Genomic DNA, 25,363 nt, shown 5'->3' on the forward strand with positions numbered 1-25,363 from the left:
CTCGGAGTCTGCGATGTCTGATCGCGAAATCATCACTCCTGACACCATGAGGTCTATCGTCCAGGTCGCGGGTTACGCCCCTGCCGTCAATATCGGCGAGACACTGTACTGGGTCACCCGGGTTTTGACCGATCACCTTCCTTGAAAAGCAATCGTCGGGATCGTCGCTGTTCTGCCGTTTTATTTCTACCGTGGCGCTGGAGCTCCACTTTTCTTTGGACGAAAAAAAGGCTGCAGGAGCAGCCTCAAGGATGGGGGGGCAGAGATGACTTGGCATCACTCATGTTTTCTTATAGAGCGTAGCTTTGTCGGCCAAGCAACAAGATCAATCGACTACATGAAACTTTGGCAGCATCCATTTCCAACGAATGGCGGCAATACGGCTGACAAAAACGAACGCAATGGCGATTGCAGACGCGACTTCAAGTGAAATCTGCAAATCCAGCAGCGTGATGTAGGCGACGGCACCCAAAATACTGATGGATGCATAAACCTCACGTTTAAACACCAACGGGATTTCGTTACACAACACATCACGCATCACACCCCCTGCGACTGCGGTAGCTACGCCCATGATCACTGCGATGCTGGGAGGGAGGTTTTGCTGAAGAGCCATATCTGTTCCTCTGACCGTAAATACAGCCAATCCAAATGCATCGGCTACCAACAACACCCTCTCGTTGAAGGTTTTCAAGGTCCTCGCCCAAATCATGGTTCCTAGCGAAGCACTAACCCCTACCAAAAAGCCATTCTCATTGGAAACCCACTCGATCGGATAATGCGCCATCAGTACGTCACGTAAGGCACCGCCGCCTAAAGCGGTGACTAAACTGATGGTGATTACGCCGAACCAGTCCAACGATTTTCGCCCTGCCATCAGGGTGCCCGTCACTGCAAAGGCTGCTACGCCTGACAACTCACAGTAATAGATCACCCAGCCAGCGTGGTAAGCCTTCATCTATGGAACCAGCCTGTACTGCAAATGGGAAAAGCCCTTGAAATGAGGCGTCTTCAAAGACACACATCAGGGTCTAATTACATTACCATAATATGATAATGATATTTCAACTGCGGCATGCAATGAACACATGGCAAAAAAAACACAACGGCGTATCGTCATGAGAATTCACCGCGTGAAAAAACCACTGTCGAATCAAGCGTGCGGGTCGAAACGGTAGGAGATCTGGCGATGGCGTATAGCCCAGGGGGAGCGCAGCCCTGCTTGGCGATAGCCAAAAATCCGGACGACGTTTATCGTTTTTACAGGTAAGGGAAATCTCGTCGCGATCATTTCCGACGGCTCGGCGGCATCCATCTGGAGGGGATGGCGGAGTCTAAGAGTCTGGAGATCGAGCAAGCGCTGATCGCTAAATGCGACATCCCGGTTTTCTCAGACGAACCACACGGGATGGCAATTGTGTTGGTCCTTTCTGGTAGGCGTACCGTCGCCATTTTCTGACCACGGTCAATCAAGTTGACTGCAACGAACCTAACCGGTGACAAATAAATCCTCGACCATTATAATTTGATTAACATCGACCGTTTTAGGGTACAGACAATTCCATGGAAAATAAGACTGCACGACTTACTGTGCTCATTGATCCCGTCAAGAAAAAAGCGCTTGAGGAGCTTTGCGCATCTCAGGATCTGACGCCTTCTCAGGTCGTTCGTCAGCTCATTCGGGATTATCTGGAGACGCATGGCGTTTCCTACGCGACCAAAAGCAAAACTGCGGCCAATGGTAAGTGATTCATCTGCGCATGAGCGGGTACGACGAATGCCTGCTCATCGCTCCTTCTACTCTCTTGCAACTCATCTCCAGCCTTGAGTCTTGCCGATCTCGGCGTAACGGCCCAGTGCGCCACTGAAGTCAGCATGATACGGCTATGAGCCGAGTACCTGAAGAATCCCCCCTTGTCGAGCTTGCCAAGGACTCTTTCGTTGGCTTCACACACCTTCACGACGATGCCGCGTTTGCGCAACGGCTCAATAACTTCGAGCAGCGTTTCTAAGCCGGTGATATCCGAAGCCAGAGGCGCCAAGAAGAAGATGTGATCACGTGGCCAAGGGTAGCGCCACGACGCCGACGAAGCCCCCCGAGACGATATTTCGAAGTCACCGCTCGCGCCGTAACAAGCCTGCTTTCCAGGCTTCTCCTATCGCAATCATGACTAGCCTCGCATTGGCGGCATGTGCATACTAATCACACATAGTGATAATCGAAAAGCAATTGGCCTCGCCTCGTACGACACCAGCGACACCAGCGACACTGTAGATTCGGTGCCGAGAGCGCATAAACATATGCCCGGAGACCCCGCATGAAACGCGAAGACGTCAAAACCAAACACGGTGAAGGCATGCACTTCGACACGCATGTGATAGCCAATCCGGCCAATACGCACGAATGGATCATTCTTTTCAAAAAAGAAGCAGGCAGAAGCTATTTTCTAGTCAATGACAACGAGGAAATCGAGTCATTTGGACGCCTCGATGAACTGATCCATGAGCTTCGCGAGCTTGGTATCAAGTCCGCTGAAGTTCATTTCTGATGATTCCACTTAGAGAGCTTGATCATGTCAGTAAAGGTTGAGTATCTGTCCGGTCAGAGCGAAGCGCTTTGATCTGTTTGTTTCGGTAGCCGCTGCATCCAATTTCGGACTGAGCACGGGGCAAAGGACTATACCGCCACACTCAAAGAAAGAATCGACGCCCCCATGCCTTCCCGCCAACTCACCCCGCCGCTTACACTCAAGACCATTGATCAATGCTGATCCGGTCATTTCCCTCCACTGGGCAAGCTCGACGCTTGTCGAGTAGAAACAGAACACCAAGCCCCTTGACGATGAAAGCCATTGAATGACAGCTCAGAACACCCCATGAACTGTTGCCTATTAATTGACGCCGGGCTGATCAGGTTTAATCGCGCCCGGTACAGAAGCTCCGGGCACCACTATCCCTCGTGCGCTCAAACAGGGTTGCCGGGCACCTCTCTCATCGCCTTTATCATGGCCGCACCCCCTTCGCTCCTAGCTATTTTGATCCGCTATACCGCCTTCATCTAAGCCTATCGTTCTCGCCCATAACTTCAGCGCCTTGACGCTTGGGACATTCGCGCGCGCAAAAAAATGGCCACACGAGGTGGCCTAAGACGGGTTCAAGCATAGGAGGATCTCTATTGACCACCAGATACAGGCCCGCCCTGAAGTCTTAGGCCAATAGTGTGGGTTCGCCGGCTGATAAACCCCTTCATCAGCAGCGCTCCGCTGACAACTTGATCCTGGTCTGTGGGTCAGGACCTCGTTGCCTTGCATTATAATAGTGTTAACATATGGTTGTAATCAATGTCTAATTAGGGGATCGCATGACTACCGACTTCAAGAAGGCCGCACTGGATTACCACGAATTCCCAATCCCTGGAAAAATCAGCATCGCGCTGACCAAGCCTGCCGACACAGCCGCCCAACTCGCACTGGCCTACAGCCCAGGCGTAGCCGAGCCCGTACGCGAAATTGCGAAGGACCCAGAGAATGCTTACCGCTACACCGGTAAAGGAAATCTGGTGGCCGTGATCACCAACGGCACCGCCATTCTGGGCCTCGGCAATCTTGGCCCCTTGGCCAGCAAGCCGGTCATGGAAGGCAAGGCATTGCTGTTCAAGCGTTTTGCCGGGATCGACTCGATCGATATCGAAGTCAATGCTGAGAGTTCCCAGGCCTTTATCGATACAGTCGTGCGCATTGCTGACACCTTTGGTGGCATCAACCTGGAAGACATCAAAGCTCCTGAGTGCTTTGAAATCGAAAAGGCACTGATCGAACAGTGCAACATTCCAGTCTTCCATGACGATCAACACGGGACTGCCATCGTCACTGCAGCCGGAATGCTCAATGCCTTGGAGATTCAGGGCAAAACCCTGGAAAATGCGAAAATTGTTTGCCTCGGTGCTGGTGCCGCCGCCACTGCCTGTATGCGCCTACTGCTTAGTCTTGGCGCTCAAAAAAGTAACCTGTACATGGTTGATCGTACCGGTGTCATTCACTCCGCACGCGAAGACCTCAATCAATACAAAGCACAGTTCGTTAACGACGGTGGCCCTCGTACGCTGATGGAAGCCATGAACGGCGCTGATGTGTTTGTCGGTCTGTCTGGAGCCAATCTCCTTCCGGCAGAAACGCTGGCAGCAATGGCTCCCAATCCGATCGTGTTTGCCTGCTCGAACCCTGATCCTGAAATCAGCTACGAGCTGGCCATGGCGACACGTGATGATCTGATCATGGCGACTGGTCGCTCTGATTACCCGAATCAGGTGAATAACGTTCTGGGCTTTCCGTTCATCTTCCGCGGGACGTTGGATGTTCGGGCAACCCGGATTAACGAAGCGATGAAAATTGCGGCGGTGGAAGCACTGCGCCAATTGGCCAAAGAGCCTACTCCTGTGGAAGTGCTACAAGCATTCAACGTCGATAAGCTTGAGTTTGGGCGCGATTACATCCTCCCCAAAGCGCTCGATGCTCGCCTGCTCGGAGCAATAGCCGGCGCAGTGGCCAAGGCCGCAATCGACACCGGCGTTGCGAAGCTGCATTACCCGGCGCACTACCCGCTCTAAGCTGACGTCAATCATGCTGATGTATCGCAGCTGCACGACCTTTTTCACGGTTGGCAGCTGCCGCACCTGGGATTATCCAGTCGCTGCACCTTCTGAAAATCGGCAGTCCAACACGTGCAGGTCAGCCGCTTTTGGCTGATCACTAAAGCCCCATCTGCTGCTCCAGCAGACGATCCTGTTCACCGATCAGAAGAAACAACAGCGGCTTCAACACTGAATGAACAGACCCGTCTAAATCGCGAGAACCCGGTGATATCAGATATGCGTAATCGGTTGGCTTTTTTGCTCTTCATACCCTTGAGACAAGGGTGAATAAATGCCGATCAAATATGTCAGGAGCCTCACCGGGCGAAGGCGTACCACAACCGCAAACCGACACCTTGGGTTTGCCTTGGCCTTCGTCGCGGGAGCAATCAACGCTGGCGGTTTCCTGGCGGTGCATCAGTACACCTCACACATGACAGGCATCGTCTCTTCGATGGCAGACAACAGTGTACTGGGAGCCTACGACCTGGTGCTTAGTGGCGCCGGCGCATTGTTGTCCTTTCTGGCTGGGGCTGCGGGCTCTGCAGTCATGGTCAATTACTCCCGACGCAGACGGTTGCACAGTGAGTTTGCAGTGCCCCTCCTGTTCGAAGCCTTTCTGCTCATCTGCTTCGGATTTATGGGCGCTCAGCTTTCCACCGTGGATGGTTTGTTCGTGTCCGTCACCGTGATGCTGCTGTGTTTCATCATGGGCCTGCAAAATGCGGTAATCACCAAAATTTCCAAAGCCGAAATCCGAACGACTCACATCACCGGCATCATCACGGATATCGGTATCGAGTTTGGAAAACTGTTTTATTGGAATGCCGTCAGCACATCGCCCCATCCAAAAGTTCTCGCCAATCGAACCCGGCTCAAAATACTGATACTGCTCGCACTGAACTTCTTCTTCGGCGGCGTGGTGGGTGCATTTGGGTTCAAACACATTGGTTACATCTCTACGGTACCGCTCGCGATGGTTCTGGTGACGCTGGCAATCGTGCCCGCCTTTGATGACGTCAGGCTCTTTGTCCGCCGCATCATGCGAAAGTGAGCCAATGACTTTTGATGAGCGCGAGTCCCCTGGTTTTGGCCTGGCAGTACGACGACCAGAACGATTCTAGCCACAATTCGTGCTCTTTTATTACTGCCTGAACGCCACCTCAACATGTAACGCACAGACGCTCGAATACCTTACCGCCTCCAGATGAAAACGCGCCTAGCCACCGCATCATATTACCATTATATGTTAATGTAATGCGCATACTCGCAGGAGCAATGACAGCACGCTTGACCCGGTAACTCGCCCCGTAGCAGCAGCATCCTCGAGTAGTTCTGTGCGGCGCGAGATCTGACACCCTCTCAGGACGCCCGTCATTTGATCCGCGATGACCTGCGCAGTCACGGCGCGGAGGATGAAACACAGCACACTGGCGCGGTGAAAGCCGTCAGACCATCAACGCCTATCAGCAGACTCGTGACACCAGTCTCAATGACCCAATCAATACAGCAGGCTGACAAAGCCCTGTTAAGGAAGAGACCATGAGCAGAACAATCGCAATCATCAAGGGCGACGGCATCGGCCCTGAGATCATGCAAGCGACGTTACGCGTACTCGATGCCCTTGACTGCAATCTTCGCTACGACTTCGTAGAGGCCGGCCTGGAGGCACTGCAGCAACATGGGCAGTTGATGCCGCCCGCCTCCATCGACACGATTGCCAAACATGGCATCGCACTCAAAGGCCCTCTGACGACACCGATTGGACGTGGATTCTCATCGATCAACGTTCACCTTCGCCGGCATTTTGATCTCTACGCCAATGTCCGACCAGCGATCAGTTTCCCGGGGACCCGTTCGCGCTTCGAAGATATCGACATCATCACAGTGCGCGAAAATACCGAGGGGGCTTACTTACCCGAAGGACAGAGTATTTCAGAAGACGGCGAAGTCGCTTTGGCGAGCATTCGCGTCACACGCACAGCCTCCGAACGTATCGTGCGATACGCGTTCGAGCTGGCTCGTAGCAAAGGCCGCAAGAAAGTTACCGCGGTGCACAAGGCCAATATCATCAAGTCTTGCTCCGGTTTGTTTCTTGAGGTTGCACGTGAGGTCGCGGCGGATTATCCGGAGATCGAGTTTCACGAAATGATCGTCGATAACGCCTGTATGCAGTTGGTAATGAATCCCCATCAATTTGACGTCATTGTCACCACCAACCTGTTTGGTGACATCCTTTCAGACTTGTGCGCAGGCCTGGTGGGTGGATTGGGCTTGGCGCCCGGGTCTAACATCGGCACCGATGCGGCCATCTTCGAAGCGGTCCACGGTTCGGCACCGGACATCGCGGGCAAGAACATCGCGAACCCATGTGCATTGTTGTTGGCGGCTGCGGACATGCTTGATCACCTAAACATGGTAGACAAGGGGACACGCATCCGTACCGCTATCCGCGTTGTTCTGCAAACCTCCTGCGATCAAGTGACACCGGATATGGGGGGAACCGGTACGACTGAGTCCTTCGCTGACGCCTTGGTGGCCTACTTGCGTGACTAGATAGACGTAATCGCCAGCTCAGTCAGAGCTGGCGTTTTTATATCAAGACCTCGAAGCCATCATTAGTGACCAGGACCATCTATTCCCATTGGGGCGAGAGCGAAAGATCCTGGGTGATGCCTGTCTGCCTCAACGGGTATTAATTTGTCGAATAATCCTCGACAAGCTCAAAGACCTTTACTTATAACTTTCCGCCCCCCAAACCGAAAACATTATTATTTTTGTTATGCCTCAATCTTTAAAATAGAACAAGGGCTTAACATTTAGTTACTTACTGCTATTTCTGTCATCGATTATCGGCGCCGCATAAGGGTATAGATGCGGAGCGTCAATACGCTCTTTCAACTTTTCCGCGTAGTCTTTTGCGCCCTGCTCATTGCGGAACTGAATTCGCCGGGCACCTACACACACGGACCATAGATCTTCACTCTGACTAGACAGATGTTCGACCCTGACAGACATGACGACACTCCAGGGAAAAGTAATTCAAAAATGAATTTCAGCAACCTTGATACCGATTTCACGCAGTTCATGAATCAAATCATCAAGGTGTCGGAAGGGTTCGATCTCTTCGTTGTCATTGACCAGGAAAAAGCTTCGTCCCGCTTCCTTTTTAAAGAAGGCAATCCACTCCTGGGTATTGGCCGGATTGGCAATTAAATGGGTGTCAAACTGAATGCCTTCAGCATGTTTTATTTTTACGTCCTCACGTTTCATGCAGCTCTCCAAGCGCTCACGTATTTCAGTTCTCATGCGTGATTTTGCCTCCCTGCAATTGAGCAAAACACTTCGTCCCAGCCTGAGGCAAGGGCGAGCAGTTTGCCTTTCTATTATCACTGCATGATAATATTATGCACATATGAACCCTCGGAGGCTAGTCATGAGCAGTACCACCGAACCCTATGAGGTACGTCGGCCCGAGTGGCCCCGCCCGATGCTTTGTCTTTGAGCGCACAGGACCTTGCGGATGAGCTTCAAGTGATAAAAGGCTCTGACGGCCAGATCGAGAACAAAACCGAACCAGAAAAGCTCTCGCGATCAGTAATGAGCTATCAGCGCCACGCATTGAAGGTGATTGTCTGTACGAGCCCAAAGCGACTTACTTCACCGTGATGATTGCACCTTGAAGTGCACATATGGCGTCATGTCAAAGGCATGAGATGAGTCCCTCGCCGCAACGGATTGCTTTTGATTTACCGCGTACGGTTTCTGAATTTTAAGGACGAAAGTCATCATGCGAAAAACAGAAATTAAGATGTGTGCCCCGCTCATTGCGCCAACACTGGAACCTGGGCAGCGATTGTTGGTTTGCTTTGAGCAATGCGTCGTCGTCCAGCAGGGAGAAACGAAAATCTATCAGGTTGTTTTTGACTGCAAAGCACCGAAAACAACACGAATTCTTTGGACAGAGGACGAGTGGATTTTCATCGGCAGACACAAGCAAAATGCTGAAAAAGATCCTTCGCTGGCTGCATTTGTATCAACACTTAAAACTGAATAGAACGCTCATAGTGAATGACCATGACTTGATATCAATAGAGACCAGTCAGTCCGCACGCGGGAAAAAGCAGTCCCTCGCTCATTAACCACATGCATGCGAGAGTTGACCTGCTATGACTGACCGATATTAAAAATACACGTTAATTTACCAGTTTACTTGGTTGCGGCCATTACGCTTGGCTCGGTAGAGCGCATCATCTGCACGAATCAAAAGGCTTTCCACATTGTCGTCTGTATTGGCGAGCGCGACACCAAAGGACGTAGTTCCAGAATCAAGTACTTCGTCGGTGCCACGACTCGGTGCATCCAGACCTGCCTGTTTCCGGTCTCGCTGGAAAAACTGATCCCCAAGGAACACTTGGTTCGAGTCGTCACCTGTACGCGGTCAATCTGTACCCCGGGCAACTGGGATCCGATATGGTGCTTCCCAAAAGCACAAGGCGCCCCTCTTTTTGATCCTGCCGGTCAGCTCAAACTTTACCTCTATGGCTATTTTCAGCGGATTCGCTCATCGCAGCGTCTCAAAGCCGAGTGCCAGCGCAACATCGAAGTGTGGTTGATCTAACGGGCCAAATCCGACTTGAAGACCATCGCCGACATTCGCAAAAACAATAAACTCGCCTTTGGGGCGACGTGCTGTACCTTCGTCCGGTTTTGCTGAGCGGCCGATCCGATCTCATATGGCGTTGCTGCACAGCACATCCGATTTGAGTGTGGTCTGCGTTATGGGAGGCCTCAAAGCTCCTTGAACCGATGCCGGGGAACGCCGGGAATCGGCAGTCGGATGCAGTAGATATTTCCGGATTCGGGGAAGTCCGCTTGCTCGGCAGGCGACATCCCGAATTTGGCGCTGGTGATGAATAGCGTGCGCATGTCCACCCCGCCGAAGCAGCAACTGGTGGGGCGCGGAACCGGCATCTCAAGCGTCTGGGTCAGTTCGCCGTGGCGATCGTACCTGAGCAGACAGCCGCCATTGAACTGGCACACCCAGATTCCTCCTTCCGCGTCCATCGCCAACCCATCCGGGCGACCGAGGTCCGGCGGTGTCTGGACAAACACCGATACCTGCTCCAGGTATTTGCCGGTGGCCGGGTAGCGGGCGCGGTAAATAGTGCGCGCTACCGAGTCGACAAAAAACAGTTCACTGCCATCGATCGACCACACCAGACCATTGGGCAGGCAGATAGGGTCCAGTATCACCGAGGCGTTCAGTCCTGCGTCATATCGATACAGCTTGCCGGTATTTTTGCTGTGAGCTTCGTCCATCAATCCGGTGATGAAGCGTCCCTGAGGATCACAAGCACCGTCATTGAAACGATAGGACGAAAGCGTAATGGCCAGTTTCGAGTTTTGGCTCACCCGAAGGCTGGCACGATTCAGAATGGCGACGCCGGCATTCTGGGTAAAGATCAGGTTGCCGGCACGAGTCAATGCCAACGCGCCGATCCGTGATGGCGACTCGTAGAGCCGTGTAAGGTTGGCCTGTTCGTCCAGGACGTTGATCTGTCCTCCTGAAATGTCCACGAACAACAGGGCGTTTCAGGTTTCGTCCCAAACCGGGCTTTCGCCCAGATCAGACTGACACGATGAAAAAAGACGCAGCTCTTCCTGAGCAGGCATATCAACACTCCTTGATGTGGTCCCACAATTGAGCAATTTGCTCGGCGCTGGATGCCTCGACCCGGGCCAGGTCGACGGGATAGTCGACGCCCTTGTTCTCGGCAAACCGTGTAGCAGTGAATTGGCCATTGCTGGCTCGCAGAATGTAGCCGGTGTCCTGACACAGTTGCGAAGCCAGGAAAATCACACCGGGCGCCACCCACTCAGGCTTCAGATTGTCCGGTTCCCCAGTCACGCCCCACATCCTGGTTTTGGCGACGGGCGATACCGCATTGACCAGGATGCCATCGGTCGCGCCTTCCATGCTCAGCGCGTTCATGATGCCCAGTTGCGCCATCTTGCCCGCCGCATACGCCACCAGGCCCGGCTGAGCATATTGCTGGTACATCGCCCGATCCGAAGAGGTCAGCACCACGCGCGCAGTCGCAGATTGCCGAAGGTATTTCCAGGCATGCTTGCACAACCAGATGGGCGTATAGATATTGATATCCACCGCGCGCTCGATAAATGACAACTCGGCCTCTTCAATCGATTGATAACCGACCCAACCGGCGTTGTGAATCACGATATCGAGTTGGCCGTAGGCCTCGATGGCTGTCTCGATCAATTGCCGACAACCGTGCTCGTCAGCCAGGTCGCCGTGGTGACCGACAACGCTGTAACCCTCGGACTGAAGCGTCCGGGCGGCATCGAGGGCAATGGACGTATCTGCTCCATCGCCGATATTGTCCGCACCGATATCACTGATCACGACATTGGCGCCCAGCCTGGCCAATTCCCGTGCATAGACGAAACCCAGGCCTCGGCCAGCGCCCGTTACAATCGCCGTCCTTCCTGAAAAATTCATCGTTCCCCCCCTTGATTGCCACTTCACCTTAACAATGAAAAGGAGGGTTGTTTAATACTAATGAGGGGCGAAGTTGATACCTGGCTCATATCAAATCAATGCCTGGATCAAGCCCGCAAAAACCCGCTCGTGAACTTAAGCAGAGGGGTCATGTCTCGTATGCGGGCCTGCACGGTTTCTACCCGGGGCGCTAATGACAGCATCGCTGTGCTCATCGATGATCCCGGAGGGATGACGCCCGACCCACTTCGCAGCACTGATCAATTCAAATGAAGGAACGGAAGAATGATCGAAACCCGACTGCTCAGGCAGTTCATCGCCGTGGCCGAAGAACTGCATTTTCACAAAGCCGCGATTCGCCTGCACATGGCCCAGCCGCCCCTGAGTCAGGCCATCAATCGCCTGGAAGACAAATTGGGTTTCAGCCTGTTCACGCGTAATAAGCGCGGGGTAAAACTGACACCCGCCGGCAGTGCCTTTCTGGACGCGGCCTACAGCACACTCAAGGAACTGGAACTGGGGGTGGAACACGCCCGCCAAGTGTCCGAAGGCATCGCCGGCAAACTCACGGTCACCGCGGTGTCCATTGCTTACTACGAGTCGTTGCTCAACACCCTCAGGCAGTTTCGCGAAACCTTTCCCAAGGTCCAGCTGATCATCAAGGAAATGCCATCTTCCAGCCAGGCCAAGGCGATTTTGTCCGGAGACGCAGATATCGCCTTCATGCGCAAACTGCCCATTTCGACGGACAACATCGAATCGCGCTTGTTGCTCGACGAAGAAATCGTCATGGCACTCCCCACCCATCACCCAAAAGCACAGGCCGGGAAAATCGACCTGCGGGATTTCGCCGGCGAAGACTTCGTGTTCACACCCTTAGCCCTGGGCACCGGTTATCACAGCCAGCTCATTGCCTTGTGCGAAGCCGCCGGTTTTTACCCGAAGGTGGTACAGGAAGCCGCGCAGATCCACACCTTGATCGGCCTGGTGGCCTGCGGCTTCGGCGTGGCCCTGGTGCCCGAATCCATCGCCAGCTCGATCATGCGCGACAAGGTCCTGTTTCGCAGAATCCTCCCGGTGACAGAATCGCCCAACCCCGCCATCGGGCTGTACATGAGCTGGAATACCCACAACGAATCACCGCTGATGGACAGCTTTATTTCCATGCTCGACTTCAGCGCAGAGCCTCATGTCGAAGGTGCCCTGGCCGAACAGGTTCGCTAGAGCGCCACGTTGTAGTCCTTGAGCCAAGCCCCCAGGGAGAGCGCCGTTTAAAGTTCGGCCAGGCTGACAACGCTGAACACGACCAACACTACTGCGCCAACGCACGTAAAGTGGAGCAGCGGAACGATCGACAAACGCCAAAGGTTGGTTACAGCACAAAACCTGTCGCAGATGAAGCCGATATCAAAACCAGGTTTCCATCTGTATGCCGTACTGCCATACGCCTCCGGCGTTGAAGTCCGACTTGCCGAAGTTGTCTGTGGAACTGTATCTGTCCAGGTCCGAAGACCAGTTCATGAGGCTGGCGAACACTCGCAATTCGGGGCGTGTGAGCAGGTCTCCAACGTCGGGTTTGAATGTCGGGGCGATAGTGAATTTCCAGAAGTTGCCGTCGACCGCATTACGTTGTAGATAACCCTTCGGGTCGAGGTTCATGGTTTGCCAGCTCAATTCGTAGGCCATCTCGAAATTGCTGTTGATTTCATTGGCCAAACGCACGTTCAGTGTCATCCAGCGGTAGTCATCACCTTTGACGTATCGATCCTTGCTCTGTTCGGCCAACAAACTGGGGCCGACTCGCCAGCCAGGCGCAAGGGGTGTCTCGCCGTAAAGCGCCATCCGCAGAGCGCGGGCGTCGTCGATGAGTTCGCCATACGAGCCAATGTTTTTGACTTCTGCCCCCAGACCTTGCCCATAGAGCAGTGCCGTTTTGAAGAAGCCTTCCCTGCCGAAAAAGTCTTTCCGGTGATTGGCCAGCATGCTGTGCAAGCCGGAATCCGCAGGCGTCAGGCCCGCTTCATTGGTGCGGGTGCCGATGTCGTTTTTCTTTGAGCCGATGCCATTGAACATCCACTGCCACTGACCATTATCGAAGAACTGGTTGGAGGTCAGGATGTAGCTTTCCACATCGGCATTGATACCGCCCTCACTGAAATCCCCGTAGTTACGCCCGATCAAGGAGTAATTCGACCGCCAGTTCTTATTCATCTGCACATCGTAGATTCCACCTCCGGTGCCGGCCAGATAGACCACGTCGGAGTCCAGCCAATGGATATCAAAGTTATCTCTGTCGAATCGTTTGCCTGCCCACAAGGTGGAGTTCTCGAACACTGAGTTGCCCTTGAAGGCGGCGAGATGATCGAGTTCGGTAAAGACCTGACGCACGTTCAGATTGCTTTCGTCGGCCGTCCAGTCATTGGAACTTTCCACACCGTCGGCAATGGAAACCGTGAATTTGGAATGGGTGCCGTTCTGCCCATAGGCCTCTTTCGACAGGTCGATGCGCATGTAGGTGTCGTCTTCATTGCCGAGTCGCCCGACGGCGCCACCGACTGAACCGGCTGGGGTTGTATAAGGCCCGCCACGCCCCCCCCCCAGCCCATCGTTGATCAGTAATCCGGAGCGAGCGTAACCCTTGAAGCTGAACCCGTCAGTGAGGTGTCCTCCGGTACCGCCCTGCTTTTCCATGCTTTGCTGACGAGCTTCGAGTTTTGCCAGTCGAGTGTCCAAAGCAGGCGCCGAGATGGCTGTCGCAGTGGACGCGGCGGGTTGCAAGACGGGAGTGGCGAGTTTGATCTGCTGCAATTCCCTGGCAAGCGCCTGGGTTTGCTGTTCGGCTGCGGCCGCACGCTTTTCCGCGGCGCTGGCACGGGCTTCAAACGCGGCCATGCGTTCTTCCAGAGTCGCGGAGTGAGAGGTCGCCGCCGAGGTGCCGAGCACGCCTGCGAGTAGCCAGCTTGATGCTTTCTGCATGTGGATTTCCCTGTTTTGTTTTTATTGTTTTGTTCCCGCGACCGGCCTTTTTTTCCTGAGGTATGAATTGTCAAAATCGACGAAAAAAAGGATGCCTCATCGCAAATACGCTGCTACATTTGGCGATGTTAACGTTAACTTCTCTAAAAACAAAAATAAAGAGGGCTTTATGAAACAGCTGAAATCTCTCCTTCCAGCAGCGCTGCTCACCCTCTGCGCCGGGCTTCCATCCCTCTCGAGCGCAGCCGATTTAACGATCTCGTGCGGTGCGGTAGGTGCGGAATTGCAACTCTGCAAGGAGGCTGTCGAGGCGTGGTCGAAACAGACCGGCAACAACGTCGAGGTGGTTTCCACGCCTAACTCGGCAACCGAGCGGTTGTCGTTCTACCAACAGATTCTCAGTGCGCAATCCAGCGACATCGACATCATTCAAATCGATATGGTGTGGCCGGGGATGCTGGCCAAACATCTGATGGATCTGCGCGAGGTGCTTCCCGCTAACGCGACCCAGGGTTACTTCCAGGCACAGGTGGATAACGCCACGGTGAACGGACGGCTGGTGACGATGCCGTGGTTCACCGACTCGGGTCTGCTGTATTACCGCAAGGACTTGCTCGAGAAGTACAACCAGCCGGTTCCCCGGACCTGGGAAGAAATGACCGCGACCGCCAGAAATATTCAACAGGCCGAGCGCACTGCCGGGAACCCCAATGCGTGGGGTTACATTTTTCAGGGGCGTGCCTACGAGGGCCTGACGTGCAATGCGCTGGAGTGGATCAGCAGCCAACCGGAAGGCGGACTGGTCAATTCACGAGGCGACATCGTGGTCAACAATCAGGCCTCAAGAACAGCTTTGACCCTGGCGAAAAGCTGGGTCGGAGACATCTCCCCGCGAGGCGTGCTCAATTACACCGAGGAAGAAGGACGTGGCGTATTCCAGTCGGGAAATGCGCTGTTCATGCGTAACTGGCCTTATGTCTGGGCCCTGGTGCAAAGCCAGGACAGTGCCGTAAAAGACAAGGTCGGGGTCGCTCCCCTGCCCCGCGGCGGCGAGACCGGCAGCCATGCCTCCACCCTCGGTGGCTGGGGCCTGGCGGTATCGCGTTACAGCGCCCATCCAAAACTTGCCGCAGAGCTGGTGACCTACCTAAGCAGCGTCCAGCAGCAGAAACATCGGGCTCTGGTCGGCGCCTATAATCCGGTTATCGAGTCGCTCTATCAAGATCCCGAACTGCTCGCGGCAATGCCTTATTACGCTCAACTGCACAGCATTCTCAACGATGGAGTGATGCGCCCCGCCTCAATAACCGCCGATCGCTATCCACGGGTCTCCAATGCGTTCTTCGATCGAGTGCATGGCGTGCTGGCGGGCGAGCTGCCTGTCGATCAGGCGCTGGCCGAACTGGAAAGCGAACTCACGCGCATCAAACGCCGGAACTGGTAAGCCACAAGGAAGGAAATCACCATGTCTGTCTCTGCTACCTCTACCCCCTATGACGAGCTCCTACTCACCCGGGAAACACCTGTACAGCGTCGCCGAGTACGCGCTGCCTGGTTGTTTCTGACTCCGATGTTGCTGTGTCTGGCCCTGGTGGCCGCCTGGCCGCTGCTGCGGACATTCTGGTTCAGCCTGACCGACGCCAACCTGGCGGACACCGGTGGCGGAACCTTCATAGGCTTTAGCAATTATCTGTTCCACAACGGCTCCAGCTGGTCAGGCATCCTGGTCGATCCTCAATGGTGGAACGCGGTGCACAACACCTTGCATTTCACCGTGGTATCGGTGGGGCTGGAAGTCGTACTGGGGCTGCTGGTGGCGTTGTTGTTGAACATCAAGTTCACCGGCCGTTCCCTGGTGCGTGCGTTGATTCTGATTCCCTGGGCGATTCCTACCATTGTCTCGGCGAAGATCTGGTCATGGATGCTTAACGACCAGTTCGGCATCATCAATCATCTGATGCTGAGCCTCGGCCTGATTGACGCGCCTCTGGCCTGGACGGCGGATGCGGACCTGTCGATGTGGGCGGTGATTATCGTCGACGTCTGGAAGACCGTCCCTTTTGTCACGCTGCTGATGCTGGCTGCCTTGCAGATGTTGCCGAGCGATTGCTACGAGGCTGCCAGGGTCGATGGCATTCATCCGCTGAAGGTGTTCTGGCGTGTCACGCTTCCCCTGCTGATGCCCGCATTGTTGGTGGCGGCGATTTTCCGCATCCTCGATTCCCTGCGGGTATTCGACGTCATCTATGTGCTGACCTCAAACTCTTCGAGCACCATGAGTATGTCGGTCTATGCCCGCCAGCACCTGGTGGAGTTCCAGGACGTTGGTTACGGCAGCGCGGCCTCGACGCTGCTGTTTCTGGTCGTTGCGGTGATCGCCATGCTTTACCTCTACCTCGGACGCCGTCAACTGGAGGTCCGGTCATGAGCCTGCGTCTACTGAAAAAAGCGCTATTGCGCCTCGGGTTCTGGTGTTTGATCGGGGTGTTGCTGCTATATGCGGTCTTCCCTTTCTACTACGCCATCGTAACTTCGCTGAAGCCGTCCAGTGCCTTGTTCGAGGTGAGCTACTGGATCGAAAACCCCGACTTCTCCAATTACACGGCGGTACTCCACCAAGCCTCATTCCTGCGGGCGATCGGCAACTCGCTGGTGGTTGCGCTGTGCGTGGTGACACTCGCGCTGTTCCTCAGTCTGACCGCCGCCTATGCCTTGGGAAGGGTGAAATTCCGTGGGCGTGGCACGGTCTTGATGATGGTTCTAGGCGTGTCGATGTTTCCCCAGGTCGCGGTGCTGTCAGGGCTATTCGAAGTGATCCGTGCCCTGGGTCTGTACAACACATCTTGGGCTTTGATCCTGAGCTACACGATTTTCACCCTGCCCTTCACCGTCTGGGTGCTGACTACGTTCATGGGGCAACTGCCCCATGAACTGGAAGAAGCGGCAATCATGGATGGCGCCTCGCCCTGGGTCACGCTGACCCGCGTGCTGTTGCCGTTGCTCTGGCCCGCACTGGTCACCACTGGTTTATTGGCCTTCATCGCAGCGTGGAACGAGTTCCTGTTTGCCCTGACCTTCACCCTCACCGACACCCAACGCACGGTGCCGGTGGCCATCGCCCTGATTTCCGGCGGCAGCCCCCATGAGTTGCCTTGGGGGTTATTGATGGCCGCATCGGTGGTGGTCACCGTCCCACTGGTGATTCTGGTGCTGATCTTCCAGCGCCGAATCGTTTCCGGTCTCACTGCCGGCGCGTTAAAGGGTTGATGCCCAACAAAGACAAGGAACAGCATCGTGATCAAATTGAAACTGGACAATGTGAACAAACAATTGGGCGGCATGCGGATTCTTCGCGACGTCAGCCTGGAAATCGCGGCGGGTGAATTCGTGGTGTTCGTCGGCCCTTCGGGCTGCGGAAAATCGACCCTGCTACGACTGATCGCCGGCCTGGATTCGATCTGCGGCGGCGACCTGCTGATCGACGGGCGACGGGTCAACGACCTGGAACCGCGCGAGCGTGGTGTCGGTATGGTGTTTCAGTCTTATGCGCTATACCCGCACATGAGCGTCTACGACAACATCAGTTTTGGTCTCAAACTGGCCAAGACGGAGAAGACCAGCCTGCGCGAGCGCGTGCTGAAAACGGCGCAAATCCTGCAGTTGGACAAATTGCTGCAACGCAAGCCAAAGGAGCTGTCTGGAGGACAGCGTCAGCGTGTAGCAATGGGCAGAGCCATGGCGCGGGAGCCGGACATTTTGTTGTTCGATGAGCCGCTCTCCAACCTGGATGCGTCCTTGCGGGTGCAGATGCGCAACGAAATCGCCCGGCTGCATGATCGACTGGGCTCGACCATGATTTACGTCACCCACGATCAAGTGGAAGCGATGACCCTGGCCGACAAAATTGTCGTGCTCAATGCCGGTCGCGTGGAGCAGGTCGGCTCACCGCGCGAACTCTATGAACGTCCGGCCAGTCGCTTTGTCGCCGGTTTTCTCGGTTCGCCCAGAATGAATTTTCTGCCGGCGCGCCTACAGACGCCAGGCGAAACCAGCCTGGTCGATACCCTCGTATGGGGCATCACGCCCCTGCCCTTCGACAGCTCGAACCTGACGGCAGGCACGCTGCTGAGCCTGGGGATTCGCCCGGAGCACGTGTCGCTCAAGGCGGCAGAGGGAACTGCCGGCGTCGTCGTGACCGGGGTCGAATACCTGGGTAGCGAAACCTATGTGCACCTCGATACAGGTCAGGACGAGCCACTGATCTGTCGTTGCGAAGTCAGTGCCGGTTGGCGGGTGGGCGATCGGGTTGAGCTGCAGCTGGACATCGACAACCTGCACCTGTTCAACGCCGACGGCACGGCCTTGAAGCGCCACGCACACGCCATTGAAACCCTGCCGGATGGCGTCCCTCTGCGCTCGGCACGAGCAAGCGCCCTATGACTGTGTATTTGAATCCTATGAACGACCCAATGTCTTCCGTCCTTGATCTTGCGCAGCGTGCGCTGAGTGATGGCCTGTCTCGCGTCATTGATGATTATCGACCCGGTTATCATCTCGCCCCTCCCGCGGGCTGGATGAACGACCCTAACGGGGTGGTGTACTTTCGTGGCGAGTATCACGTTTTCTATCAACACTACCCCTTCGAAGCGAAATGGGGCCCTATGTATTGGGGCCACGCCAAGAGTGCCGATCTGGTTCATTGGCAGCACCTGCCCATTGCGCTGGCACCCGGCGATGACTTCGACCGTGACGGCTGTTTTTCCGGTAGCGCGGTGGTGTGTGGAGATACCCTGGCGCTGATCTACACGGGGCACACTTGGCTGGGGGACGTGGGTGACGAGCGCTCGATCCGTCAAGTTCAGTGCCTGGCCACCAGTGTCGACGGCGTCCGGTTCGTCAAGCATGGCGCCGTCATCGAGACCGCGCCGCAAAACGCGATCATGCACTTTCGTGACCCCAAGGTATGGCAGGAGGATGACGATTGGTACCTGATTGCCGGCGCACGTCTGGGTGATAGGCCGCTGCTCCCGCTGTACCGTTCCACGGATCTGCACACCTGGGAGTTCCTCGACTATGTGTCCAGCGGCAGCGAGGGCGATGGCTATATGTGGGAGTGCCCGGATCTGTTTCGACTGAACGGACGCGATGTGCTGCTGTACTCCCCTCAAGGCATGCAACCTCAGGGTTACGCACGGCTCAACAAATACCAGACCGGTTATCGAGTGGGCCGACTCGACAGCGAATGGCACTTCACGGGCGGGCCTTTTATCGAGCTGGATAACGGCCATGATTTCTATGCAGCGCAAACACTACTGGCCGCCGATGGTCGGCGCCTTGTGTGGGCGTGGCTCGACATGTGGGAAAGCCCGATGCCGAGCCAGGCCCATCACTGGTGCGGCATGCTCGGTTTGCCGCGCGAACTCGAACTGTGCGCCGATCGCCTTTGCGTGTATCCGGCACAGGAGCTCACCGCTCTACGCAAAGCGCCATTGCCGGGCACGCTCTGGTGGGGTGGGTCGGGAACCCGGTGGGTGCCGGAAGTGAATGGCGATATGCTCGAAATCCATGTGCATCTGGATCTGCTCGGCTGCACCGACGGCCACCTAGGAATCGCCTTGCGTTGCAGCGACGATGGTCATGAAGAAACCCTGCTTTACTACGATGCGTCGCTGCAGCGTCTGGTGCTTGACCGTAGCCGCTCGGGTGCGCAAGTCACCGGTCAGCGCAGCGTGGCGATAGACCCGACACAAGTGCAACTGGAACTGCGTGTGTTCCTCGATCGCTCGTCCATCGAGGTGTTCGACGAAAACGGGCAATTCAGCCTCAGCAGTCGCGTCTATCCGCGGCCCGACAGTCTGGGCGTGAAGCTGCTGGCCAGCGGGAGTGGCGGGCGTGTCTCCATTCCCAAGGCATGGCCTCTGGCCTCGGGATGGCTGTGAGCAGCGTCATTCGAGTCGCGAGAAGCCCGGGCCCTGTGTCATGATCCTGCGTCAACCTGACCGGCCTCGCCTCGCATGACTTCAGTGAAAGACGTTGCACAGCTGGCCGGCGTGTCCCTGATGACGGTTTCTCGAGCGCTCAACAACCCGGAAAAACTGAGCCCCGAAACCCTTCTGCGGGTGCGTCGCGCCATTGATGAACTGCAATTCGTACCGAGCCTGTCGGCGCGCAAGATGCGCGGCGACAACCTCCAGTCGCGCACCATCGGTGTGTTCGCACTGGACACCGCGACCACACCATTCGCGGTCGAGCTGCTGCTGTCCATCGAACAGACCGCGCAGCAGGCGGGCTGGAATGTGTTCATCCTTAACCTGTTAAGCAATCCCCCCACCGACCAGAACATAGACCTGATGTTGTCGCACCGTCCCGACGGGTTGATCTTCAGCGCCATGGGGTTTCGCCAGGTGTGCATTCCCGAGCGGTTGAAGAGCAAGCCACTGGTACTCGCCAATTGCCTGGCCGATGACAGTCGCCTGGTCAGTTATGTGCCAGACGACGAAAAGGGGCAGTATCGAGCCGTACATCACGCGTTAAGCCAAGGCTATCGGCGCCCGCTGTGTATCAATCTGCCAAAACAGAGTCTGGCCTGGGACCTGCGACAAAAAGGCTTGCAGCGTGCCTGTCAGGCATTCGGCCTGGCGCCTGACGCACTCCTGCAGTACGACCTTTCCGATCATGACGCCTACGTTGAAACCGCAGCCATACTCGACCGGCACATCATTGACGGTCGTCCCCAATTCGACATTCTGATCTGTGGCAATGACCGTATTGCCTTTTGTGCCTATCAGCTGTTGTTGGGCCGTGGCCTGAAGATTCCCGCCGATGTCGCTGTGCTCGGCTATGACAACATGATCGGCATCGCCGAACTGTTCATCCCGCCGCTGACCACGGTGCAACTGCCGTATTACGAGATCGGTCGCAATGCTGCCCGGCACCTGATCGAGGCCCTCGAGGTATCGGGAGCCCAGCCAGTTGATTGTCCATTGGTGGTCAGGGCGTCGCTATGACAGATTGCGCCAGCTAGGTTGTCAACGATGCTACCAGCGGCCGAACGACCCTGGTCTTAGGCACATTGGGAATGTGCTGGCGCAAAGGTACGGGGAGCGACCCGGGGGTCGCCGACCTGCTCGATAGCCTGCGCTACGCGTCAGCCAATCACATCGAGTTTCCGGATGCTTGCTGAAGGTGGAGCGCTTTTTCCAGAAGCTGAAGCAGTTTCGCCGGATCGCAACAAGGTATGAACGACTGGCAAGAAACTATCAGTCGATGCTGAGCCTGTCAGCCGTAATATGGCGGGCCTGATTGAGAACACCACCTGGCTATAGTTGAGGTGTGATGATCGTTTTGATGGGGCCGCTGGTGCGCTAATCGGGGGGCTGTCCCCGGTTTACGTTATTCGGGAGGGTGCCATGGCAGCTGTTACCGATACGCTGAAGCTGTTTCTCGCCGGCGACGTCATGACCGCCCGCGGCATCGACTCAGTACTGCCGCATCCTGGCGATCCGCGGCTTTACGAAACCTACGTCAAGAATGCCGGCGATTACGTCCGGCTGGCAGAAAGACTCAATGGCCCAATTCCTCGCCCAGTCGATTTCACCTATGTCTGGGGCGCTGCGCTGGATGAGTTCGAACTTCGCCAGCCACACGCACGCATCATCAATCTGGAAACGGCTGTGTCCCGCCGCGGACGACCGGAGCCAAAGGGCATCAATTACCGCATGAGCCCGGAGAACTTCCCGGCCATCAGCGCAGCCGGCATCGACTGCTGCGTGCTGGCCAACAACCATGTGCTGGACTGGGGGGCCGCCGGCCTGGCCGATACGCTAGATACCTTGGCGAGCAACGGTATGTGCAGCGCCGGCGCCGGGCACAACCGGCAATCTGCCGAAGCGCCCGCCGTGTTGCCGCAGCCTGGTGGGCAGCGCTTGCTGGTGTTTGGCCTCGGCGCACCCGACAGCGGCATTGCGCCAGACTGGGCCGCCACGGATAGGCGCGCGGGCGTCGCGCGGCTGGAGGATCTGTCGATGCAAAGCCTGCGCCCTGTGGCCAAACGGATTCTCGAGGGCAAAAATCCGGGGGATCTGGTGGTCGCCTCCATTCACTGGGGTGGCAACTGGGGGTTCGATATCCCGCGGGAGCAGGTCCGGTTCGCCCATGCCTTGATCGACGAGGCCGGAGTTGACGTGGTGCACGGGCATTCCTCGCACCACGTCAAGGGCATCGAGGTGTACCGCGAACGCCTGATTCTCTATGGCTGCGGTGATCTGCTGAACGATTACGAAGGCATCGAGGGCCACACCGCCTTTCGCGGCGACCTGGGGGTTCTATACTTTGCCTCGTTGGACCCGGGCGGGCACCTGCAATCGTTGGATCTGATACCCACCCGCCTCCATCGTTTTCGCATCTGTCGCGCCGAAGGGGATGACCGTCAATGGCTGCACGACACCCTTTCTCGCGAGTGCGCACGCCTGGGCAGCAGCATCCAGCCGGGCGTGAAAAACGCCTTCGAGTTGCGTTGGTAGGAGCGTCTGGACCCGACTAAAGTAACCGCTCCACACCCCCCACTCTATCCAAGGCGGGGCATGTTTTTTCAGAGGATGTCGCGGGAAGAGCCAAAGAAAGACTTTTCTTTGGACGAAAAAAAAGGACCTCTTTTCAGAGATCCATTTTTTAATGCTTGGAGCGGGAAACGAGACTCGAACTCGCGACCCCGACCTTGGCAAGGTCGTGCTCTACCAACTGAGCTATTCCCGCGTCTTGGTGAGGCGCATTCTATAGAATCCAGATGCCCCGTCAACCCCTTGATTCAAAAAAGTTTATTTCTTTTCCACGTCGGTCTTCAGATGCGGCCAGGCAGCCCGCAAATATTGGACCATGGACCACAACGTCAGGCCCGCGGATATCAGCAGCAAGGCGTAACCCAGCAGCACCCAGAACGTGAAATCCGACGGATTGGCCAGCAGGATCACCAGCGCCAGCATTTGCGCGGCGGTTTTCCATTTGCCCAGGTTCGACACGGCGACATGAGCGCGGGCACCGAGTTCGGCCATCCATTCGCGAAGTGCCGAAACGACAATCTCGCGACCGATGATCACGGCGGCCGGCAGCGTGAGCCACAGGTTGCCATGTTCTTGCACCAGCAATACCAGCGCAACGGCAACCATCAGCTTATCCGCCACGGGATCGAGAAAAGCCCCGAACGGTGTGCTTTGTTCCAGTCGGCGGGCCAGATACCCATCCAGCCAGTCTGTGGCGGCGGCAAATGCGAACACCGAGGCGGACGCCAGGTAGCTCCATTGATACGGCAGGTAGAACAGTAAAATGAAGATCGGAATGAGCAGGACGCGTAGTACGGTAATCAGATTAGGGATATTCATCGGCACAACTGGCTACGAGGTGAGGGGGCATTCTACTCGCTGTGCAGATTGGCATAAATCAACTCTGCGAGCTTTTTACTGATCCCGGGTGCTTTGGCGATCTCTTCGATGCTGGCACGAGACAGCTCCTGCAATCCACCAAAATGTTTCAATAAATCGCGGCGACGGGTCGGTCCGACACCGGCGACGCCCTCCAGTGTAGACGTGCGGCGAGTTTTCCCACGACGGGCGCGGTGCCCGGTAATCGCGAAACGGTGAGCTTCGTCGCGTATCTGCTGGATCAAATGCAGCGCGGGGGAATCACCGCGCAAGGTGAATTCGTGGGCAGCATCGTTCAGGTACAGGGTTTCGAAACCGGCCTTTCGCGTGGCGCCCTTGGCTACGCCCAGCAGAATCAGATCAGGCACGGCCAGTTCATTGAGCACGTCGCGGGCCATGGACAGCTGCCCCTTGCCACCGTCCACCAGCAAAATGTCCGGTAGCTTGCCCTCCCCGTCCTTCAGTTTGCTGAATCGTCGGGTCAGGGCCTGATGCATCGCTGCGTAGTCATCGCCCGGGGTGACGCCTTCAATGTTGTAGCGACGGTAGTCGGACTTGATCGGACCTTCGGGACCGAACACCACGCAGGAGGCCACGGTCGCTTCGCCACTGGAGTGACTGATGTCGTAACACTCCAGACGCTGTGGTGGCTCGTCCAGGTTCAGCACTTCTGCCAGCGCATCGAAACGTGCGGCAACGTGTTGACGATTGGCCAGTCGCGCTCCCAGGGCCTGCTCGGCATTGGTGACCGCCAACTGTTGCCAGCGTGCTCGCGTACCACGAACCCGATGACTGATGGTCAATTCGCGACCGCGCAGCTCATCGATGGCCGTAATCAGGGTCGGGAAGTCTTCGTGAACCACGTTGACGATCAGTTCACTTGGCAAGTCGCGCTCGGGACTGCTGATGAAGTACTGGCCGAGAAACGCCGCCATGACTTCAGAAACGTCCTCTTCAATACCCACCTGCGGAAAGAAGTTCTTGCTCCCCAGCACCCGCCCGCCGCGCACACTGATCAGATGAACGCAGGCACCACCCGGATTGACAAACGCCGCGATCACGTCGACATCGCCCGTCCCGCCTTCCATGCTTTGCTGGTCCTGGACCCGGCGCAGTAATGAAATCTGATCCCGCAACTCGGCCGCACGCTCGAATTCGAGGTTGATCGCCGCCTCTTCCATACCTGCGGACAACTCGTCCGTCAACGCATTGCTGCGCCCCTCAAGGAACATCACCGAGTGTCGTACGTCTTCGGCATACACCTCAGGTTCCACCAGCCCGACACAGGGCGCCTTGCAGCGTTTGATCTGGTATTGCAGGCAAGGACGCGTGCGGTTCTTGTAATAGCTGTCTTCGCACTGACGAACAAAAAACGTCTTCTGCAGAAGGCTCAGGCTTTCGCGAATGGCGCCGGCGCTGGGATAAGGGCCGAAATATTTGCCCTTGGCCTTTTTTGCACCGCGATGGATGCTCAAGCGAGGGAACTGGCCATCCGAGAGAAAGACGTAGGGGTAGGATTTATCGTCGCGCAGCAGGATGTTGTAGGGCGGACGCCACTCCTTGATCAGCGTCTGCTCAAGCAACAAGGCTTCGGTTTCATTGGCCGTAATCGTCGTTTCGACCTGAGCGATACGCGCGACCAGCGCCGCGGTCTTGGGCGCAAGACCGGATTTGCGGAAGTAACTCGACAGGCGACTCTTGAGGTTCTTGGCCTTGCCGACATAGAGCAGGCGTGCCTCGCTGTCGAACATGCGATACACACCGGGACGCCCACTGACCGTCGACAGAAAGGCGCTTGGATCGAAGACTTCAGTCATT

Annotated in this window: 23 protein-coding genes, 1 tRNA gene and 2 pseudogenes; 16 read left to right on the plus strand and 10 right to left on the minus strand. The window is 56.0% G+C overall.

All coding sequences use genetic code 11. The features are described from left to right. Positions 1-325: 325 nt before the first annotated feature. On the minus strand, positions 326-958 hold the full coding sequence (locus tag ACA056_RS15920) for a trimeric intracellular cation channel family protein (protein WP_415760009.1): 633 nt from the start codon (positions 956-958) through the stop codon (positions 326-328). A 605-nt stretch (positions 959-1,563) separates the two neighbouring features. Between ACA056_RS15920 and ACA056_RS15925 the strand changes: the two genes are divergently transcribed. Beyond that, positions 1,564-1,749: a ribbon-helix-helix protein gene (locus ACA056_RS15925; RefSeq protein WP_045060687.1), complete on the plus strand. Its 186-nt coding sequence runs from the start codon at positions 1,564-1,566 to the stop codon at positions 1,747-1,749. On the opposite strand, the gene ACA056_RS15930 is transcribed toward ACA056_RS15925, so the two are convergent. Continuing rightward, positions 1,710-2,042, minus strand: coding sequence for an STAS domain-containing protein (locus ACA056_RS15930; RefSeq protein WP_497265978.1), 333 nt, complete (start codon positions 2,040-2,042; stop codon positions 1,710-1,712). The two genes, ACA056_RS15925 and ACA056_RS15930, sit on opposite strands and share 40 nt — an antisense overlap. Positions 2,043-2,318: 276 nt before the next feature. On the opposite strand from ACA056_RS15930, the gene ACA056_RS15935 reads away from it, so the two are divergent. The 4 genes from ACA056_RS15935 to ACA056_RS15950 all read left to right on the plus strand — a co-directional run bounded on the left by ACA056_RS15935 (position 2,319) and on the right by ACA056_RS15950 (position 7,186). Continuing rightward, complete coding sequence (locus tag ACA056_RS15935; protein ID WP_140893163.1) at positions 2,319-2,549, plus strand: hypothetical protein; 231 nt, start codon at positions 2,319-2,321, stop codon at positions 2,547-2,549. A gap of 812 nt (positions 2,550-3,361) precedes the next feature. Continuing rightward, positions 3,362-4,606 carry a malic enzyme-like NAD(P)-binding protein gene (locus tag ACA056_RS15940; protein WP_497265980.1) on the plus strand — a complete coding sequence of 415 codons (1,245 nt, stop codon included), beginning with the start codon at positions 3,362-3,364 and terminating at the stop codon, positions 4,604-4,606. 316 nt (positions 4,607-4,922) lie between these two features. Continuing rightward, on the plus strand, positions 4,923-5,684 hold the full coding sequence (locus ACA056_RS15945) for a YoaK family protein (RefSeq protein WP_497265982.1): 762 nt from the start codon (positions 4,923-4,925) through the stop codon (positions 5,682-5,684). 488 nt (positions 5,685-6,172) lie between these two features. After that, positions 6,173-7,186, plus strand: coding sequence for an isocitrate dehydrogenase (locus tag ACA056_RS15950; protein WP_497265984.1), 1,014 nt, complete (start codon positions 6,173-6,175; stop codon positions 7,184-7,186). A 486-nt stretch (positions 7,187-7,672) separates the two neighbouring features. Here the strand turns inward: ACA056_RS15950 and ACA056_RS15955 are convergent, their stop codons facing one another. Beyond that, positions 7,673-7,903: a hypothetical protein gene (locus ACA056_RS15955; protein ID WP_045060682.1), complete on the minus strand. Its 231-nt coding sequence runs from the start codon at positions 7,901-7,903 to the stop codon at positions 7,673-7,675. A gap of 517 nt (positions 7,904-8,420) precedes the next feature. Between ACA056_RS15955 and ACA056_RS15960 the strand changes: the two genes are divergently transcribed. Continuing rightward, positions 8,421-8,687 (plus strand): hypothetical protein, encoded by a 267-nt coding sequence (locus ACA056_RS15960; protein ID WP_497265986.1) that lies wholly within the window; start codon positions 8,421-8,423, stop codon positions 8,685-8,687. A gap of 144 nt (positions 8,688-8,831) precedes the next feature. Here the strand turns inward: ACA056_RS15960 and ACA056_RS15965 are convergent. Beyond that, positions 8,832-8,987: pseudogene (locus tag ACA056_RS15965) on the minus strand (diguanylate cyclase domain-containing protein); the annotation flags it as partial. Positions 8,988-9,029: 42 nt separating this feature from the next. Here ACA056_RS15965 and ACA056_RS15970 point away from each other — a divergent pair. After that, positions 9,030-9,251, plus strand: a complete 222-nt coding sequence (locus tag ACA056_RS15970) for a transposase (RefSeq protein WP_497273544.1) — start codon at positions 9,030-9,032, stop codon at positions 9,249-9,251. Positions 9,252-9,421: 170 nt separating this feature from the next. Here ACA056_RS15970 and ACA056_RS15975 read toward each other — a convergent pair whose 3' ends face one another. Together ACA056_RS15975 and ACA056_RS15980 are read right to left on the minus strand one after the other, a co-directional pair. After that, positions 9,422-10,210, minus strand: coding sequence for an SMP-30/gluconolactonase/LRE family protein (locus ACA056_RS15975; protein ID WP_497265988.1), 789 nt, complete (start codon positions 10,208-10,210; stop codon positions 9,422-9,424). Between the two features lie 97 nt (positions 10,211-10,307). Next, positions 10,308-11,153, minus strand: a complete 846-nt coding sequence (locus tag ACA056_RS15980; protein ID WP_497265990.1) for an SDR family NAD(P)-dependent oxidoreductase — start codon at positions 11,151-11,153, stop codon at positions 10,308-10,310. A 285-nt stretch (positions 11,154-11,438) separates the two neighbouring features. Here ACA056_RS15980 and ACA056_RS15985 point away from each other — a divergent pair, with 285 nt between their 5' ends. Next, positions 11,439-12,377, plus strand: a complete 939-nt coding sequence (locus tag ACA056_RS15985) for a LysR family transcriptional regulator (protein WP_497265992.1) — start codon at positions 11,439-11,441, stop codon at positions 12,375-12,377. Between the two features lie 183 nt (positions 12,378-12,560). Here ACA056_RS15985 and ACA056_RS15990 read toward each other — a convergent pair whose 3' ends face one another. Beyond that, positions 12,561-14,129 (minus strand): carbohydrate porin, encoded by a 1,569-nt coding sequence (locus tag ACA056_RS15990; protein ID WP_497265994.1) that lies wholly within the window; start codon positions 14,127-14,129, stop codon positions 12,561-12,563. Positions 14,130-14,298: 169 nt separating this feature from the next. Between ACA056_RS15990 and ACA056_RS15995 the strand changes: the two genes are divergently transcribed. The 8 genes and pseudogenes from ACA056_RS15995 to ACA056_RS16030 all read left to right on the plus strand — a co-directional run bounded on the left by ACA056_RS15995 (position 14,299) and on the right by ACA056_RS16030 (position 22,651). Continuing rightward, positions 14,299-15,573 (plus strand): ABC transporter substrate-binding protein, encoded by a 1,275-nt coding sequence (locus ACA056_RS15995; protein ID WP_497273545.1) that lies wholly within the window; start codon positions 14,299-14,301, stop codon positions 15,571-15,573. 21 nt (positions 15,574-15,594) lie between these two features. Continuing rightward, complete coding sequence (locus ACA056_RS16000; RefSeq protein ID WP_497265996.1) at positions 15,595-16,557, plus strand: carbohydrate ABC transporter permease; 963 nt, start codon at positions 15,595-15,597, stop codon at positions 16,555-16,557. After that, a complete protein-coding gene (locus ACA056_RS16005) occupies positions 16,554-17,396 on the plus strand; it encodes a carbohydrate ABC transporter permease (RefSeq protein ID WP_497265998.1) in 843 nt (280 codons plus the stop codon). The genes ACA056_RS16000 and ACA056_RS16005 overlap by 4 nt, the downstream gene beginning before the upstream one ends. A 27-nt stretch (positions 17,397-17,423) precedes the next feature. Beyond that, entirely contained in the window at positions 17,424-18,569 is a 1,146-nt protein-coding gene (locus ACA056_RS16010; protein WP_497266000.1) for an ABC transporter ATP-binding protein, read from the plus strand. Next, on the plus strand, positions 18,566-20,068 hold the full coding sequence (locus tag ACA056_RS16015) for a glycoside hydrolase family 32 protein (protein ID WP_497266002.1): 1,503 nt from the start codon (positions 18,566-18,568) through the stop codon (positions 20,066-20,068). Before ACA056_RS16010 ends, ACA056_RS16015 begins: the two co-directional genes overlap by 4 nt. A gap of 75 nt (positions 20,069-20,143) precedes the next feature. Beyond that, positions 20,144-21,136, plus strand: a complete 993-nt coding sequence (locus ACA056_RS16020) for a LacI family DNA-binding transcriptional regulator (RefSeq protein WP_497266004.1) — start codon at positions 20,144-20,146, stop codon at positions 21,134-21,136. Positions 21,137-21,326: 190 nt separating this feature from the next. Continuing rightward, positions 21,327-21,431: pseudogene (locus ACA056_RS16025) on the plus strand (IS5/IS1182 family transposase); the annotation flags it as partial. A gap of 107 nt (positions 21,432-21,538) precedes the next feature. After that, complete coding sequence (locus ACA056_RS16030; RefSeq protein ID WP_497266006.1) at positions 21,539-22,651, plus strand: CapA family protein; 1,113 nt, start codon at positions 21,539-21,541, stop codon at positions 22,649-22,651. 156 nt (positions 22,652-22,807) lie between these two features. On the opposite strand, the gene ACA056_RS16035 is transcribed toward ACA056_RS16030, so the two are convergent. The 3 genes from ACA056_RS16035 to uvrC form a co-directional block, all read right to left on the minus strand. Then, positions 22,808-22,883, minus strand: a tRNA-Gly gene (locus tag ACA056_RS16035). A gap of 62 nt (positions 22,884-22,945) precedes the next feature. Then, positions 22,946-23,506, minus strand: a complete 561-nt coding sequence (gene pgsA, locus ACA056_RS16040) for a CDP-diacylglycerol--glycerol-3-phosphate 3-phosphatidyltransferase (protein WP_008150904.1) — start codon at positions 23,504-23,506, stop codon at positions 22,946-22,948. Between the two features lie 32 nt (positions 23,507-23,538). Next, positions 23,539-25,362: an excinuclease ABC subunit UvrC gene (uvrC, locus tag ACA056_RS16045; RefSeq protein ID WP_497266009.1), complete on the minus strand. Its 1,824-nt coding sequence runs from the start codon at positions 25,360-25,362 to the stop codon at positions 23,539-23,541. Position 25,363: the final 1 nt, after the last annotated feature.

The organism is Pseudomonas sp. LBUM1666 (assembly GCF_059695775.1).